We start from the raw sequence: 16,735 nt of genomic DNA on the forward strand, positions 1-16,735 counted from the left end.
TGCGGAAACGCGGGGCCCGTTCAGGCTGTTGCGTTGAGATTGAAAATCAACCCCTTATATGTAACAATCATACCGGCTTCCTAACGTTCAGAATGGTTTCTACTGTCTGCTGCGGTGTTTGGTTGGAATTGTCCAGCCAAAAGCCGATCCGTGGTGTTGTCTGCATTTTACTAAATACAAATTCAATGTATACAGAAAGAAATATATAAGGAGTGGGAGGGATTCCGCCGTAGTCGGCATTGTAGGAAAATCCAAAAGTTTAGATTTTCTCAAAATGCTTATCTTTTGGTCTTTGGTTCGGAATAGTGTAGTGCTGGCGGTCTATCTATTGTTTTCGGTTGCTTGCTTCTTTACCGTACATGAGCATTTAAGCACGGGTGATATTGTGCTTGATTTTTTCTCAGGCTCAGCATCGACCGCCCATGCCATGTTCCTGCAGGAGCTCGGAAAAGATGATCGCTATCAGTTTATCCTTGTCCAGCTTCCAGAGCCTTGTGACCCGAAACGCGACGCCTACAAGGACGGGTATGAGACTCTCTGCGACATAGGCGAAGGACGCATTCGCCGCGCAGGCGACAAAATCAAAACCGAGCTCGAGGAATCCAACCGTCAACTCAAGCTTGGCGAGGGACCCAAGCAGCTTCCCGACATCGGCTTCCGTGTGTTCGAGCTCGATGAGTCCGGCATTGAGAAGCCCGAGCCCGGTCAGCTCCTCTTCGACGTGGTCAAGCCCGATCGCTCCGATATGGATATCGTCTTCGAGATGATGCTCAAATGGGGCCTCGAGCTCACGCTGCCCGTCGAGAAGTCTGAAGCCGCGGGCTATCCCATCTGGTCCGTCGCTTGCGACGAGCTCGTCTGCTGCATGTCCCGAGGCCTCACCATTGAGGCGCTCGAGGCCATCGCCGACATGGAGCCCAGGCGCGTTCTCATCCTCGATTCCGTCCTCGACGACACCCTCAAGCTCAACGCCGTGCAGATCTTCAAGCACGCCGGCGAGCGCATGGGCTGTGAGATCGAATTGAGGACGGTCTAGCATGGCGGCGCTCGAGTTCAAGTTCTCATCCGACCAGCAGCACCAGCTGGAGGCCATCGAAGCAACCTGCGACCTGTTCCGCGGACAACAATTTATTGGCAGCGTATTCTCCGCCGATTCCGGCCGCAAAGGCCAGACGGCAATCGGCGAGCTCATGGTCGGCCACGGCAACGAGCTTCGCGTGGCGCCGGGCCAGCTCCTCGACAACCTGCACGCCGTGCAGGAGGAGGGCTGCCTCCCGGCAACCGACGTCCTCACCGATGGGCGCCTGCGAGACTTCACCGTCGAGATGGAGACCGGCACCGGCAAGACCTACGTCTACATCCGCTCCATCTACGAGCTAAACCGCCGCTACGGCATCACCAAGTTCGTTATCGTCGTGCCGAGCGTGGCCATCCGCGAGGGCGTCCTCAAGAGCCTCCAGACCACCCGCAGGCACTTCGAGACGCTCTACGACCGCACGCCGCTCGACTACTTCGTGTACGACTCGAAGGACATGGGGCCGGTGGGTAACTTCGCCACGTCGAGCTCCATCCAGGTCATGGTCATCAACATCGACGCGTTCAACAAGGGCCTCGAGAAGGATGGCACCGCGAAGGAGGGCAACCTCTTCCACCGTCCCAGCGAGAAGCTCACCGGCGGCTTCAGCCCTCGCGAGCTCGTGAGCGCCTGCAAGCCCGTCGTCATCATCGACGAGCCCCAGAGCGTCGACAACACCAAGCAGGCCAAGGCCGCCATCAAGAGCCTGAACCCGCTGTTCGTGCTGCGCTACTCGGCCACGCACAAGCAGGCCTACAACATGATCTACCGCCTCACGCCGGTCGACGCCTTCGAGCGCCACCTGGTGAAGGGCATCTGCGTGGACTCGATCAAGGCCGAGGCGAACCTCAACGGCGCGTACGTGAGGCTCGAGTCCGTCAAGTCCGACCCGTTCTCCGCCAAGGTGTCCATCGACGTGCGCCAGGCCGACGGCACGCAGAAGCGCAAGGCCGTCACGGTGAAGACCGGCAACGACCTCTACCAGAAGAGCGGCGAGAACAGCGACTACGAGAGCGGCTGGGTGGTCAACAACATCGGCGCCGCAGTGGGCGACGAGTTCATAGAGTTCCAGAACGGCGAGGTGCTCGAGCTCGGCGAGGCGCTGGGCGACGTCAACGAGGAGGTCGTCAAGCGCGCGCAGATCCGCCGCACCATCGAGGACCACCTGGCCCGCCAGTTCGAGCTGTGGCCGCGCGGCGTGAAGGTGCTCTCGCTCTTCTTCATCGACCGCGTCGACCGATACCGCGTCTACGAGCCCGAAGTCCACGGCGGCCTGTACGCCCTGATGTTTGAGGAGGAGTACGCAGGTGCCCTGAACTCGAAGGCGCCTCGTCGCATCGCAAAGGCGGCGGGGATCGGCAAGGGCACGTGGCTCGAGTGCTACGAAGCCGTCGGCGCCCCGCTGGTGCGCGACCCCCACGCCGTGCACCAGGGATACTTCGCCAAGGACAAGAAGGGCAAGTTCAAGGACTCCAAGGGAGCCGCCGGCACCGCCGACGACGCCGGGGCCTTCGAGCTCATCATGCAGAAGAAGGAGACGCTCATCTCCTTCCCGGACGGCAAGGACGCGGACAAGGACGTCTCTTTCGTCTTCAGCCACTCCGCGCTCAAGGAGGGCTGGGACAACCCCAACGTGTTCCAGATCTGCACGCTCGTCGAGACAAAGGACAACCTGACCAAGCGCCAGAAGATCGGCCGCGGTCTGCGCCTGTGCGTGAACCAGGATGGCGAGCGCCTGTACGACCCAGAGGCGAACGTGCTCACCGTCATCGCGAACGAGAGCTACGACGACTTCGCCAACGGCCTGCAGAAGGAGCTTGAGGCTGAGGACTTCAAGTTCGGCGTCATCACTCCGGAGAGCTTCACGAAGGTCACGGTCAAGGGCGATGATGGCGTCGAGGAGCGCCTGGGCTACGAGAAGTCCAAGCAGGTCTACGACCACCTCGTCGCGACCGGCATGGTCGACGACAAGGGCGCGGTGACGCCCGAGCTGAAGGCGGCCGCCGAGGAGGGCAAGGTCGAGCTCCCCGCCGAGCTCGAGCCTGCCAAGGAGCAGGTCGAGGCGATCATCATCCACAAGTCCCAGAGGGTCCAGATCCGTGACAAGGCCAAGGAGGTCTCGGTCGAGCTGCAGAAGGACGTCACGCTCGACCCTGCGTTCCAGGCCCTGTGGGACCGCATCCGCCAGCGCACGCGCTTCCAGGTGGAGGTCGATTCCGAAAAACTCATCGAGCATGCCACCGAGGCGGTCGATGGCATGCTCGCCGTGCGCCCGCCCCAGGTGACGAGCGAACGCGCCTCGTTGGGCATCGACGACGTGGGCGTTAGCGCCGAGGGCACGGGCACCTCCGTGGTTTCCGTTGCCGGCAAAGTGAAATACGATCTTCCCGACCCGATCGCGGAGCTTCAGGACGCCGTCGGGCTCACCCGCGGCACCATCAAGGCGATCCTCGAGGGCTGCAGCCGCCTCGACGAGTTCGAGATCGACCCCGCGACCTTCCTCGCGCAGGTCGGCGACAAGATCAACCGCGTGAAGAACGACCTCATCGCCCAGGGCATCAAGTACGTGCGCCTTCCCGAGGACGAGTGGTACACCATGCGCGACCTCGAGCTTGACGACTACACGGCCTACCTTGGGCAGAACGCGTGGAAGCCGGACATGACGAGCAAGAGCCTGTACAACTACGTGGTCTACGACTCGGCGGGGGTCGAGCGCTCCTTTGCCGAGGCTCTAGACAAGCAGGAGGAGGTTCTCGTGTTCGCGAAATTGCCCTCGGCGTTCAAGATCGACACGCCGCTCGGCAGTTACAACCCCGACTGGGCGTACGTCGAGGAGGCCGACGGCGAGCGCCGCGTGTACTTCGTGACCGAGACCAAGGGCGGCAAGAACGGCGAGCCCGCCCTGCGCGACGCGGAGAAGATCAAGATCGGCTGCGCCAAGAAGCACTTCGAGGCGCTGGACCTCGGAAACGACTTCCATTACAACGTGCGCACGACCTACCAATACGAGGCGGTGAAGGCTTAGGATGTCGAAGCTGCCCGGAAAGATGACGCGAAAGCAGCACTGGGTGCCGCGGTTCTACCTGCGCCATTTCGCGGATTCCTCCGGGCAGCTTCATGCCTACAGCAGACAGAAGGGCTCCTTCTTCCGCACGAATTGCGAGAACCTTTGCAGCATGCGCGATCTTTATGAGGTCGAGCATGCCGATGCGACAGGCGATGCGACAGACAGATTCTATGCGCAGAACCTCATCGAGGTTAAGCTATCTGAGCTCGAGAGCCGCATCGCGCCGCTTTACGATCGCTTTTTGGAACGCCAGAAAGAAGACCAGTGCGAAGACGAAGGGTATTCTGATGGGAAAGCCGCCGTTTGCGAGCTGGCAGCAAATATCATCGTCCGGCACCCTATCAGTATGCGCGTCGACAAGAAATGGTCACGCGAGACTGCCGAAGAGCTGCTCAGAAACGTTCATCTGACACCCTATGAGCTCGGCTTGCTCGATTGGTCGGATTGGCGCGGGGATTCCCAAGCGGTGGTCGAGCTTGCCGCCGCCGCAACCATGCTCTTCTCCAACGATGATATTGTGCCAGTTAACCGTATTCGAAAGGCTTTTTTTGAGAAGAGCTTCTCCATCCTTAGGGCACCCGTCGGCTCAGGGTTCGTTACGACGTCGATGCCTATGTTCATCATCGGGCCCGAGGACGACTCGTACGATTTTCATCTCGCGTATATGCCGTTGAGCAGTGAGTATGCTGCGGTCTTTTCAGATGACCCTCTATTTCCGCCGTTTGCGAGACTCGGTTTTTCGGGCGTCGAGTTCATGAACCGACTTCTTCTGCTTAACTGCGAGCATTGGGATGTCGCCATATCGAGGGGAAGCGGCCCGCTCGAGCACGCGGTACGCGATTGAAGTCAAGCGAACAGTGCCGAATTCATGCACGAGATGTTCACGCGCGACGGCAGGGAGCTATCCCTCGACACAGTGATCTACGACCGCTCGAAGAAGAAGGGGCAGACGATGATCGATACCATCGACCGTGGCTGCCTCGAGGGCGGCTGCCTTGATGACGAGGACCTGCGCATCATCTTCGAGCACCTTCTGGGGAGAAGACGGCAAGGACCGGGAACATTAAAGGGTCAAGCAGCGTATTGATAAAATTGACCCCGCCAGCAATAACCGCAAAGGATAGATAGGGCTTTAAGGATGGATGCAGGAAAAGCAACGATAAGCGGCGTGTTCAACGGATCGCGCCTGCTCGAAATACCTTTTTACCAAAGGGCGTACGTCTGGGGAGAAGAGCAATGGGAGCGTTTCCTCGGCGACATGGAGTTCGTCACGGCCTCGAAGCGGCCCTATTTCCTGGGCTCCATCATCCTGAAGCAGGCCTCCTCCGGCAACACCTGGTCCGAGGTCTCCGAGGTTCGCACCGTCATCGACGGCCAGCAGCGACTCACGACCATGGTCATCTTCTTCAAGGCACTCTGTGCAAAAAACGGCACCAACAATTTGTTTGAGCGAGATTTCGTCCTGGAGACCGGCGATGTCGCCTTGCGGCACGGCAAGTACGACCGGCAGGATTTCGAAAAGGTCGTCAGCGCCACGGGCTGCGAACCCCTCGAGGGCTCCTCGGCCATCGTCCTTGCCTACAACTACTTCCTCAAGAATATCGACCCGGAGAAGGTCGACAGGAACACGATCAAGTCGAACGTCCAGTTCGTCTGCATCGATCTTACCGAGGGCGAGGACGAGCAGCAGATATTCGACACCATCAACTCGCTCGGGGTGCGCCTGACGACGGCGGAGCTCCTTAAGAACTACTTCTTCAACCGCGAGAACGAGCAGGCGTTCAAGGAGTGCTGGGAAGACGTCTTCGAGCCCACGGCTGAGAAGAGGGAGTATTGGGAGCAGGAGATCGTTACCGGGCGCATCAAGCGCACGCTCGTCGACCTCTTCTTCGACGCGTTCCTCCAGATTCTGGTCCAGGACAAGAGGCGTGGCGTCACGACCGAGGACAAGCTCTTCTATTCGCGTACTTCGAACCTCTTCCAGTCCTACAAGGATTTCATCGGCAGGTACTGCAACGGCGACAAGGTCGAGATTCTCGACAACATGAAGGCGTATGCCGAGGCGTTCGAGTCCACGTTCGACCCTGGCTACTGCGACGCGGACATCCCCTCCGCTTCCGGCGTCGAGCGCCTGAACGTGCTGATATTCGGCCTCAAGAACTCGACGCTCATCCCGTACGTGCTCTACGTTCGAAAGAACGCGGAGTCTTCGAGCGAGGAATCTAAGATCTACGCCCTGCTTGAGAGCTACATCGTCCGCCGAATGCTGGTTCAGGCGACCACGAAGAACTACAACAGGCTGTTCACCTCGCTGATCTTGAACGAGGTGAAGGACGCGGAGGCGCTGAGGAAGGCTCTCGAAGCCAATGACGAGGCGACGACGTACATGCCCGGCGACGCCGAGGTTCGAGCGGCATTCGAGGAATCGTGTCTGTACAACCTCCAGTCCAAGGGCGTCCTCTATCTGCTGGAAAGCGCCATTCGTCCGGGCATGAGCAGCACGGCCCTGCTCGGGTTCAACCAGTACACCCTCGAGCACATGATGCCCAAGAAGTGGCGCAACAAATGGGGAGCCCTCGACGATGAGGCTGCCACGCGAAGGGACCGGAAGCTCCTCACGCTCGGCAACCTCGCCATCATCACGCATTCGCTCAACGCCTCCATCCGCGATGCCGATTGGCCCACCAAGAAGCAGGGAAAGGGATACAAGGACGGCCTTGCCCTCTGCGCCGCCGGCCTTGCGACCATGGCCGGCGCCCTAGAGAAGGAGTCTTGGAACGAGGGCGATATCGCCGATCGCGCCGAATGGCTTGCGGACAAGGCGTTGGAGGTCTGGCGCTAGGCCCTACCTGCGTCCCATCTCGAAGATGCTTGCGGTGTCGGAACCCGCATCGATGACGGATGGAACCGGCTCTTCCAAAAACGTAGTTCGTGGCGATGTCTCTTCCGTCGGCGCGTCAAGAGGCTCGCCGAGCGCTAGGAAGAACCTCATCACGTGCTCAATTCTCTGTTGCAGGGACTCGCTCAGCTCGCCGTAGGAGGCCGCCAGCCGCACCTCCTTGGCCAATTCCGCCATCGAGTCCCTCAGTGCCTTCTGCACGCTCACGGAGGGCCTCACCTCGACCTGGGTATCGGTGAGCTTGGCGATGATGTAGTCCTGCCTGTTCATGCCGCTCCAGGCTGCCATCTCGCATATGAGCTTGCGCTCCTCGGGCGTGCAGCGGAACGCCATCGTCTTGCTGCGCTTGCGGGCGCTGTTCTCGCACGGCATCCTTCTTACCCCCTCGCCCCGTCGAGCGCGGCGGCCATCTCGTCCTGCTTCGTGGGGAACAGGTGCGCGTAGCGGTAGGTGATGTCCACCGCCTCGTGGCCCATGCGCTCGGCGATGGCCAGCGCGGAGAAGCCCATCTCTATCAGCAGGCTCACATGGCTGTGGCGTATGTCGTGTATGCGGATGCGCTTCACGCCCGACGCCTTGCACCCGCGCTCCATCTCGTGGGCCAGGAAGTGCTTGGTCACGGCGAACAGGCGCTCGTCGGGGGCGACGTCGTCGCGCATCTCGATGAAGTCCGCCATCTCGTCGCGCAGGAAGGCGGGCATGACGATCGTGCGCACGGACTTGGGCGTCTTGGGGTCGGTCACGGTGTCAACGCCGTTGAGGCTCTGGTACGACTTGTTGATGCGCAGCCGCGAGCTCTCCAGCATGAAGTCGGACGGCGTGAGCGCCAGGAGCTCGCCGCAGCGTATGCCCGTCCAGTAAAGCAGCTCGAAGGCGTGGAATGAGAGAGGCTTGTCCATGACGGCCTCGCTGAACCTCAGGTACTCGTCCTTGGTCCAGAACTGCATCTCGCCGCCCTTCTTCGAGCCTATCTTGTCGACCCTGCGCACCGGGTTGTCGCTGAGGCCGTAGTAGCGCTCGGCGTGGTTGAAGATGGCGTTGAGCTGGTTGTTCACTGTGCGCAGGTACGTCGGTGCCCAGGGCTTCCCGTCGGCGTCCCGGTGCTCGGTGAGCTCGTTTTGCCACCTGATGACGTCGATCGGCCTCACGTCGCACATGCGCATGTCCCCGAAGAACGGCACGAGCTTGTCGTTGATGATGTACTCCTTGGTGATCCACGTGTGCTCGCGTATGCGCGGCTTCACCTCGGAGGCGTACACCTCGACGAACTCGGAGAACGTCATGTCCATGGCCCCGCCGTTAAGGCTCTTGAACTGGCTCTCCCACACTGCGGCCTCCACCTCGGAGGAGAAGCCGCGCTTCGTCTTGTGGCGCTTCGAGCCGCGGGCGTCGCGGTAGTAGCACTGCACGTAGAACGTGCCGTTGCCGTCGTCCTTGTACACGGGCATGTCAGTCCACCTCCGGGAAGTACAGGGCGTCGAAGACGTCGCTTCGAACGCGCCCGCGGATGACCACGCGCCCGCGCGCCTCCTGCTCGGCGTTTATCTTCCTGATCACCTCGTAGGCGCTGCCTTTCTTGATCCTCAGCAGCTCCGCGACCTCGTCGGCGTCCAGCATGTGCGGCCTCGGCGTCTTCGCCACCTTCTCGTCCATGGCTCCTCCAATCAATGGCGTACGGATACGTACGGTTCACAGATTCAGAGTAAACGTACATATCTGTACTGTCAATAGAATTGCGTACATTTGCGTACGCTGATAAGATGTGCTGGTACGTAATTCCAGGAGGAGGGCTCATGTCCGTAGGCGAGAACATAAGGCGGTACCGCAAGTCGCGCGGCATGACGCAGGCGCAGCTCGCCGAGGCGGTCGGCCTGACCGAGGGGGCCGTGCGCCACTACGAGAGCGGCATCCGCGCCGTGAAGCCCGAGCTGCTCGAGTCCATCTCCGCGGCGCTCGGCGTGTCCGTCAACGCCCTCAAGGATTACGGCGTCGAGACTGCGGGCGACCTCATGTCGCTGCTCGTGCGGCTCGAGGACTCCTTCGGCATCGTGCCCGCAGCCGACGGCACGGGCCTCTCCCTGAACCCCAAGGCGCCGCACGCGCCCAAAGCCGCGATGGCGATCGAACTGTGGGCAGAGAAGCGCGCGCAGCTCGAAAACGGCAAGATCGACGCCGACGAATACGAGGACTGGAAAGCCTCGCTGTAGCGGCTCTCCGCATTTCGCGATCAACGCAACCGAATCAGGACGGTGGACCAGGCGGCGAGCGCCGCTCGGGCCTGCGTAAGCTGAGTTTTTACTCCCCATTGCATGCCAAGGCATTTCCGGCGCACCTGGGGAGTAAATGACGCGGTGGCTTACACGGCGGCACGCGGCAGTACGCCGCGGCATTTCCCCTGGTTACTCCCGTTTTCATTGAGGCGGCGAGATTCTTTACTCCCCATTAACCACCTGGGAAAACGCTGTGAGAAGACCGCCGAAAAGCCTATTGAGTTCGATTTGAGTTTCACAGGCCCCGAAACGGCCCCGTTTGGCTCTCGGAGACAAAAATCGCGCGTCTACTCACTTGGGATGAATCCTTACTCCCGTTCCTCCGAATGCCGCACCGTGCCTTGCCGTCTTGAAACACGGGGGAGTAAATTGCGAAATCGCAGGTGAAAGGGAGTAAAACGACAAAGAAAAAGCCTCCGTCCCAACGCGGGAACGGAGGCTCGGTTATCGTATTTACTCACCAACATCGCTGGCGGCTTTGCCATGACTCTCGTACGAAACGAAACTCAGCGGCACAGTGCGGCACTCAAAAATGCAGGTCAGAACCCTATCAGCCTACTCCCACTCGATGGTCGCGGGCGGCTTGGACGTGATGTCGTAGCACACGCGGTTGGCGCCGGGAACCTCGGCCACGATGCGGCCGGAGATGCGGGCCAGCACGTCGTAGGGCAGCTTGGCCCAGTCGGCGGTCATGGCATCGCTGGACTCGACGGCGCGCAGGATGATCGGGCGTTGGTAGGTGCGCTCGTCGCCCATAACGCCGACGGACTTAATGTCGGGCAGGACCGCGAAATACTGCCAGCAGCTGTGCTCGGAGTTGCGCTCGCCGGTCTGCTCAAACAGACGCTGGTTGTAGGCGTCGAGCTCCTCGCGCACGATAGCGTCGGCGTTCTTGAGGATCTCGAGCTTCTCCTTGTCGACCGCGCCGATGATGCGGATGGCCAGACCCGGGCCCGGGAAGGGCTGGCGGAACACGATGTGGCCCGGCAGGCCCAATGCCAGACCAAGCGCGCGGACCTCGTCCTTAAAGAAGTGGTCGAGCGGCTCAATGAGGTCGAAGTGTACGCCCTCGGGGAACGGGATCAGGTTGTGATGGCTCTTGATGGTGGCCGTCTTGCCGCCCGTCTTGCGAGCGCCGGACTCGATGATGTCGGGGTAGATGGTGCCCTGAGCCAGGTACTTGACCGGCTTGCCATCGGTCTCGAGCTGCTGCGCCACGGCGAAGAACTCTTTCCAGAACTGCGTGCCGATGATGCGGCGCTTCTCCTCGGGCTCGGTCACACCGGCCAGAAGCTCGGCATAACGGTCCTCGGCGTGGACGTGGATAAAGTCGACGTCAAACTGCTTGGTGAAGACCTCCTCCACCTGCTCGGGCTCGCCCTTGCGCAGCAGACCGTGGTTGATGAACACGCAGGTCATCTGCTTGCCCACGGCGCGAGCGCCCAGCGCAGCCACGACGGAGGAGTCGACGCCGCCGGACAGGGCCAGAATCACGCGGTCGTCGCCGACCTTCTCGCGGAAGTCTGCCGTCATGGTCTCGACCAGGTTGTCCATGCTCCAGTTGGGCTCCAGGCCACAGATCTCAAACAGGAAGTTGCTCAGCAGCTGCTGACCGTACTCGGAATGCTTGACCTCGGGGTGGAACTGCGTGGTGAAGATCTTGCGCTCGACGCACTCCATGGCGGCAACCGGGCACACGTCGGTGCTGGCGGTAACGGTAAAGCCCTCGGGCACCTCGGAGACGGCATCGCGGTGGCTCATCCACACGGTCTGCTCCATGGGCGTGGAGTTAAAGAGCTTGGCGCCTGCCGTGCGCGTGATGGTGGCGCGGCCATACTCGCCCACCTCGGAGTGGCCGACCTTGCCGCCGAGCGTCACGGCCGTGATCTGATGACCGTAGCAGAAGCCCAGGACGGGAAGGCCCAGGTCAAAGATGGCGGGGTCGATGGACGGAGCGTCCTCGGCATACACAGAAGCCGGGCCGCCGGAAAGGATGAGCGCAGAGGCGTTCATCTCGCGAATCTCGTCGGCCGAGATGTCGCAGGGAACGATCTCGGAATACACGTTGAGGTCGCGGACGCGACGGGCAATGAGCTGACCGTACTGCGCACCAAAGTCGAGTACGAGGACCTTTGCGGAAGCCTTTTGATCCATGGTTTCCCCCTCTTGTTGGCGGGGAGCCGGTGCCCACCCGCGCGAATAAACGAAAATTGCTTTCATAGTGTACACGTTATATGGGGTTTCTCGTCCCTCGCAGCCATCAGTGCACGGCAAACGCACGACCAGGGCCCCTATTTGACGGCAATTGAAGTGTTACCAAACGTTACAGATGATGTAATACGTTTGAACATTGGACGCCCTGTGCCACAATACTGCCGAACGACTCCGCCTCTGTGGCGGCAAATACGATAGGAATACCAGCATGAAGCGCATCCTTCTCATCGCCACGGGCGGCACCATCGCATCGACCGAGGACGGTAACGGCCTCTCCCCCGCCCTGACCGGTGAGGAACTCGCCCAGAGCGTCCCCGAGATCTCGGGCCTCTGCGAGCTCGACGTCGTGCAGCCCATGAACATCGACAGCACCAATATGCGCCCGAGCGACTGGATGCGCATCCGCGATGTCATCGTCGAAGGCTATGCCGATCACGACGGCTTTGTGGTCCTGCACGGCACCGACACCATGAGCTACACCGCGGCAGCGCTTTCCTATCTGATTCAGGACAGTCCCAAGCCCATCGTACTCACCGGCTCGCAAAAGCCCATGGGTAACCCCTTTACCGATGCCAAGCTCAACCTGTACCAGAGCCTGCTCTATGCGCTCGACGAGCATTCACACGACGTCTCGATCGTGTTTGGCGGCGTCGCCATTGCCGGCACGCGCGCCCGCAAGCAGCGCACCATGAGCTTTAACGCGTTCATTAGTGTCAACTATCCGCCCATTGCCTACATCCGCAACGACCGCATTGTGCGCAACGGGCTTCACGGCACGCATCAGGGCGAAAACCCGGTGCGTTTCTACGACAGCATCGACCCGCGCGTGTTTGTCCTTAAGCTCACGCCCGGCGTGAACCCGGGTATCCTGGACGCCCTGGCCGATAGCTACGACGCCGTAATCCTTGAGACCTTTGGCATTGGCGGTATTCCCGAGTTTGGTGAGTCGGGCGAGTCATTCCAGGAGGCGATTTTCCGCTGGGTCGATTCGGGCCGTACTGTCGTTATGACCACGCAGGTCCCCGAAGAGGGCCTCGATTTGGGCGTTTATGAGGTCGGCCGTGCTTACGCGGATCATCCGGGCATTCTGCGCGGCGACGACATGACCACCGAGACGCTCGTGGCCAAAACCATGTGGGCGCTCGGCCAGTCACGTGATGCAGCAGAGATTCAGCGCCTGTTTTACAGCCAAGTCAACCACGACCGTATCCCGATGGCGTAGCTAAAACAAAATCCGCCTCTTTGGGCCTTGTAGGGCACGTGATACCCCTCGGAACGTGCAAAAAGCGGAGTTTTCAGCATCCGCCCCTTCCGGGAACGTTAAAACCGCTGGCTGTAAATTGCCTTTCGACTCGAAAGACTCGTTCCGCGCGCTTGTTATTCCTCATATTATTGAATTTTGTGGATAATCCAAAACATTACGCGTCGTATTTGTGGCCCCGGCTGCCGTTAAATTATTGAGGGATGCTGAATACTCGCGTTTTTGCACGCCGCCGTCGGGGGGACCCGTTCAACAAGCGGCAAATCTAGCAAAAAAGGCTACTCGATACCCTCGAGAAGCTCTGACACCGTCATGCCAAGCGCGGGCGCAATCTTAAATAGAACCTTGAGCGTGAAATTTGCCGTCCCATCTTCGATTCGGTCGAGATAGGGGCGGCTGATTCCTGCTGCCACGCAAAAATCGACCTTGGAGATACCAAGGGCCTTGCGCGTCTCTTCGACCCGCCTGCCAAGAATCTGTTTCGCACGTTCGTCCATGCAGACGAGTTTGAAATGGAGCCGAACATAAACGTAAACTATAGTTTACGTTTTGCCGAATACACAGGAGTTTTCTATGTCGGCTTGCTCGATTTGCATGCGTCAGAAATCACGTTGCGCAGACGGTGTGCAGCCCAAGTTTGTCATCGTTGAGGCCGAAAACCTTTCCCCAGATGAGCGCACGGCCTTTACACTGCTATCGAGCCGTGTTGCGACCGCACTACTCCCCGACCCAGCGCAAGGCGACCTCGCCGCTCAATGTCAGGCGTTCGGCTGCACCCTTGACCAGGCCGCAGTAATTGCAACCAGCCAGCGTGGCCTGCCACTTCTCTTGGAAGCCGGTATCGCACTCGCCCTTCGCGGCGCCGGATACGAAAACGAGGCCGCCGCCGACATGGTCTTTCAACCACGATCGAGCGGCGGCCTCGCAGCAGCCATCGAATATGCTTGCAGGCTCGTTGCCTAAAGGCGCAAGCTAAAAGCCCAGGCCAAAGCCCATACCGGTAATCGCCGAATACATAAAGTAGACGTTGATTACGTTGAGAAACACACCCGTGATGCAGCCGTTTCGCAGGTAGCGCTCGCACACGATGCGCGCCATGGCGGCGGAGTCATCATTGTTTTTAGCCTGGCGTCCCGCCGTAAAGTACGTCGCCACGCTCAGCAGCAGATTGAGCACCGGCAACGCCAGCAGCTCGTAACTCTTGCCCCAGCGCGTCGCCTCGCCGGCGGCATTAAACTTCGTTGCCACCTCGGGACCAATGTTGGGGATAACACACGCTGCGACCACCAGCGGAATCACCGCAAGTACGAGCAGCGCAATACCCATGTAGCCAGCTTTTTTGCCATATTTAAACATATGCGTCGTCCTTACACGTTAAAGCGGAAGTGCACGACGTCGCCATCGGCCATGACATAGTCCTTGCCCTCAATACGCAGCTTGCCGGCGGCCTTGGCGCCCTGCTCGCCACCGAGCTCGATGTAGTCGTCGTAGCCAATGACCTCGGCCTTAATAAAGCCGCGCTCAAAGTCGGTGTGGATGACACCGGCGGCCTGCGGGGCGGTCGCGCCCTGACGCACCGTCCAGGCCTTGACCTCCATCTCGCCAGCCGTAAAGAACGACTGCAGGCCGAGCAGCTTGTAGGCAGCCTGAGCGAGCACGTCCAGACCGGGCTGCTCCAGGCCCAGGCTCTCCAGGTAGTCGGCGGCATCCTCGGGATCGAGCTCGGAAAGCTCGGCCTCGATCTTGGCGCAGATCGGCAGCGGCTTGACGCCATCAATGGGCGCCAGGTCCTCGTTGAGCATGTCCTCGTCTACGTTGGCCACATATAGGATGGGCTTCATGGTGAGCAGGAACAAGCCCTTGGCAGCGGCGCGCTCCTCGTCGGTCATCTCCATGGACGCGGCGCGCTTGCCCTCGTTGAGCCAGGCAAGCAGGCGCTTGGCGACCTCAAACTTGGGCATAAGCTCCTTGTCGCGCTTGGCCTCCTTCTCGAGCTTGGGCAGCTGCTTCTCGAGCGTGCCCATGTCGGCCAGGATGAGCTCGGTCATGATGGTGTCGGCATCGCCGGCGGGATCGACGAACTCGCCCGTGCGGCCCACCTCGCGCATAACGTTGGGGTCCTTAAAGTAGCGCACGACCTCGCAGATGGCATCGGTCTCGCGGATGTTTGCCAAGAACTGGTTGCCCAGACCCTCGCCCTCGTTAGCGCCCTTCACCAGACCTGCGATGTCGACAAACTCGACCGTAGCCGGCACAATGCGGCCGGGGTTGACGATGTCGGCGAGCTTTTGCAGGCGGCTATCGGGCACATCGACGATACCCACGTTGGGGTCGATCGTGGCAAACGGGTAGTTGGCGGCAAGGCCGGTCTTTTTGGTAAGCGCGGTGAACAGCGTCGACTTGCCCACGTTGGGCAGGCCCACGATACCGATGGAAAGGGACACGACAGCTCCTTTTGGTACAGGTACTTCAAACTGCATAAGTATAGCGCCGCCGCAGCATCTGGGCGAACCCGGACGCCACGGCGGCGCAAATGAAGCAGAGATGAGTGAGAGTTCGAGACTGCAGTCCTTACTTAAGCTCGGGCCAGAAATCCTTGTTGGCCTCGATGAGCTCGTCCAGGATCTGCTTAGCAACGCTCGCCGAAGGAATGGTCTTGGAGAGCGTGAGTGCCTGCCAGAGCTTCTGGTAGCTGCCCTCGACCCAAGCCTGGACAACGAGCTTCTCGACGGAAACCTGCTGCTCCATCAGGCCCTTCTGGAACTGCGGAATCGGGCCCTGGCAGATCTTCTCAAAGCCGTTGGAGCCGACGATGCAAGGCACCTCGACCATGGCCGTCGGGTCGAAGTTGGGCACAGCGCCATCGTTGGGGACGATCAGCAGAAAGCGCTCGAGCGTGTTCTCGGCCAGTGCGCAGGCAAGGTCGACGATGTAGTTGGCATGTACATCTGGCTCAAAGCCGCCGTCCTTGGCAGTACCCTTGGCGATGATGTCGCGGCAAGCGCCAAAGACCTTCTTCTCACGGCCGTCCATAACCTCATTGGCGCGAGTGTAGTTGGGGTCAGACGTCTCGACGACATAGTCCGGGTACAGGTAATACTTGAGGTAGGTATTGGGAATCGTCTCGGGATCGACAGCATAGACATCCTTGGCCTTGCCGAAGGTGTGAATCCAGCTCTCCTCGACATGCTGCTCCTTGCCGGCCTCGTGCTCGATGCCGTCCAGGTAGCCGTTCTTAGCCATGTGCTCCTTAATCTGCGGCATGAGGTCGTTGCCGTCCTTGTCGTAGATCTTGCTCCACCAACCAAAGTGGTTGAGGCCGTAGTAGCTATACTGCAGCTCGCGACGATCCTTGATGCCGCACATACGGCTCATCTTATCCATGAGGTCGATCGGCATGTCGCAGATGTTGATGATGCGGCTGTTGGGGCGCAGCACGCGGCAAGCCTCGGCGACGATGGCCGCGGGGTTGGAGTAGTTGAGCATCCAGGCGTTGGGGCTGTACTTCTCCATGTAGTCGAGGATCTCGATGACGCCGCCGATGGAGCGCATGCCGTAGGCGATACCGCCGGCACCGCAGGTCTCTTGGCCAACGCAGCCGTACTTGAGAGGAATCTTCTCGTCGAGCTCACGCATAGCGTACAGGCCAACGCGGATGTGAGCGAGAACGAAGTCAGTACCGGTAAAAGCGGTCTCGGGGTCGGTGGTGTAGCTAAACTCAACCTCGGGGGCGTTCTCGTGGAAGTAGATCTCGCAGGCCTTGGCCACGGTCTCCTGGCGCTCGGCGTTGTTGTCGTAGAAGGTCACCTTGTTGACCGGGAAGCGGTCGCGCTCCTCAAGCAGCATCAGAGCGATGCCCGGGGTGAAGGTAGAGCCACCGCCGGCAATGGTCACGGCATAGTTTTTCTTGGACATGATGTCCTCCTCATTCTGGCCGCTTGCTCAATCC

At 60.2% G+C, this 16,735-nt stretch carries 16 protein-coding genes; 8 read left to right on the plus strand and 8 right to left on the minus strand.

What is annotated here, in order from left to right; all coding sequences use genetic code 11:
• Positions 1–385: 385 nt before the first annotated feature.
• Genes DWZ01_RS03235 through DWZ01_RS03255 form a run of 5 tightly spaced genes read left to right on the plus strand, consistent with a single transcriptional unit; the run spans position 386 to position 6,984 of the window.
• Positions 386–1,036, plus strand: coding sequence for a hypothetical protein (locus DWZ01_RS03235; RefSeq protein ID WP_199408098.1), 651 nt, complete (start codon positions 386–388; stop codon positions 1,034–1,036).
• Position 1,037: 1 nt separating this feature from the next.
• The gene (locus DWZ01_RS03240; RefSeq protein ID WP_117848075.1) at positions 1,038–4,100 is read left to right on the plus strand and encodes a type III restriction-modification system endonuclease; all 3,063 of its coding nucleotides are present in this window, start codon (positions 1,038–1,040) and stop codon (positions 4,098–4,100) included.
• A gap of 1 nt (position 4,101) precedes the next feature.
• Complete coding sequence (locus DWZ01_RS03245; protein ID WP_022349656.1) at positions 4,102–4,986, plus strand: DUF4238 domain-containing protein; 885 nt, start codon at positions 4,102–4,104, stop codon at positions 4,984–4,986.
• A gap of 24 nt (positions 4,987–5,010) precedes the next feature.
• A complete protein-coding gene (locus tag DWZ01_RS03250) occupies positions 5,011–5,229 on the plus strand; it encodes a hypothetical protein (protein ID WP_022349657.1) in 219 nt (72 codons plus the stop codon).
• A gap of 51 nt (positions 5,230–5,280) precedes the next feature.
• Positions 5,281–6,984, plus strand: coding sequence for a DUF262 domain-containing protein (locus DWZ01_RS03255; RefSeq protein ID WP_022349658.1), 1,704 nt, complete (start codon positions 5,281–5,283; stop codon positions 6,982–6,984).
• A 3-nt stretch (positions 6,985–6,987) separates the two neighbouring features.
• Here DWZ01_RS03255 and DWZ01_RS03260 read toward each other — a convergent pair whose 3' ends face one another.
• From DWZ01_RS03260 to DWZ01_RS03270, 3 genes are read right to left on the minus strand one after another with little or no spacing between them, the layout of a single operon-like run.
• A complete protein-coding gene (locus tag DWZ01_RS03260) occupies positions 6,988–7,413 on the minus strand; it encodes a hypothetical protein (RefSeq protein WP_022349659.1) in 426 nt (141 codons plus the stop codon).
• Positions 7,414–7,418: 5 nt separating this feature from the next.
• Complete coding sequence (locus DWZ01_RS03265; RefSeq protein WP_022349660.1) at positions 7,419–8,489, minus strand: site-specific integrase; 1,071 nt, start codon at positions 8,487–8,489, stop codon at positions 7,419–7,421.
• A gap of 1 nt (position 8,490) precedes the next feature.
• On the minus strand, positions 8,491–8,694 hold the full coding sequence (locus DWZ01_RS03270; RefSeq protein WP_006681531.1) for a hypothetical protein: 204 nt from the start codon (positions 8,692–8,694) through the stop codon (positions 8,491–8,493).
• Between the two features lie 140 nt (positions 8,695–8,834).
• Here DWZ01_RS03270 and DWZ01_RS03275 point away from each other — a divergent pair, with 140 nt between their 5' ends.
• Positions 8,835–9,248 carry a helix-turn-helix domain-containing protein gene (locus tag DWZ01_RS03275; RefSeq protein WP_022349661.1) on the plus strand — a complete coding sequence of 138 codons (414 nt, stop codon included), beginning with the start codon at positions 8,835–8,837 and terminating at the stop codon, positions 9,246–9,248.
• A gap of 618 nt (positions 9,249–9,866) precedes the next feature.
• Here DWZ01_RS03275 and guaA read toward each other — a convergent pair.
• Positions 9,867–11,465, minus strand: coding sequence for a glutamine-hydrolyzing GMP synthase (guaA, locus tag DWZ01_RS03280; RefSeq protein ID WP_117848077.1), 1,599 nt, complete (start codon positions 11,463–11,465; stop codon positions 9,867–9,869).
• Positions 11,466–11,733: 268 nt separating this feature from the next.
• Here guaA and DWZ01_RS03285 point away from each other — a divergent pair, with 268 nt between their 5' ends.
• Positions 11,734–12,747, plus strand: coding sequence for an asparaginase (locus DWZ01_RS03285; protein WP_117848079.1), 1,014 nt, complete (start codon positions 11,734–11,736; stop codon positions 12,745–12,747).
• Between the two features lie 317 nt (positions 12,748–13,064).
• On the opposite strand, the gene DWZ01_RS03290 is transcribed toward DWZ01_RS03285, so the two are convergent.
• Positions 13,065–13,283, minus strand: a complete 219-nt coding sequence (locus DWZ01_RS03290) for a helix-turn-helix domain-containing protein (RefSeq protein ID WP_117848081.1) — start codon at positions 13,281–13,283, stop codon at positions 13,065–13,067.
• 76 nt (positions 13,284–13,359) lie between these two features.
• Here DWZ01_RS03290 and DWZ01_RS03295 point away from each other — a divergent pair, with 76 nt between their 5' ends.
• The gene (locus DWZ01_RS03295; protein ID WP_117848083.1) at positions 13,360–13,749 is read left to right on the plus strand and encodes a hypothetical protein; all 390 of its coding nucleotides are present in this window, start codon (positions 13,360–13,362) and stop codon (positions 13,747–13,749) included.
• Between the two features lie 9 nt (positions 13,750–13,758).
• Here the strand turns inward: DWZ01_RS03295 and DWZ01_RS03300 are convergent, their stop codons facing one another.
• From DWZ01_RS03300 to DWZ01_RS03310, 3 genes are all read right to left on the minus strand, one after another.
• Positions 13,759–14,112, minus strand: a complete 354-nt coding sequence (locus DWZ01_RS03300; RefSeq protein ID WP_233506165.1) for a DUF1648 domain-containing protein — start codon at positions 14,110–14,112, stop codon at positions 13,759–13,761.
• A gap of 41 nt (positions 14,113–14,153) precedes the next feature.
• Entirely contained in the window at positions 14,154–15,230 is a 1,077-nt protein-coding gene (gene ychF / locus DWZ01_RS03305) for a redox-regulated ATPase YchF (RefSeq protein WP_055309950.1), read from the minus strand.
• A 127-nt stretch (positions 15,231–15,357) separates the two neighbouring features.
• Entirely contained in the window at positions 15,358–16,701 is a 1,344-nt protein-coding gene (locus tag DWZ01_RS03310; protein ID WP_117848085.1) for a 6-phospho-alpha-glucosidase, read from the minus strand.
• Positions 16,702–16,735 lie beyond the last annotated feature (34 nt).

It is taken from the genome of Collinsella sp. AF28-5AC, from assembly GCF_003457875.1.
In the GTDB taxonomy this organism is placed as follows: Bacteria; Actinomycetota; Coriobacteriia; order Coriobacteriales; family Coriobacteriaceae; genus Collinsella.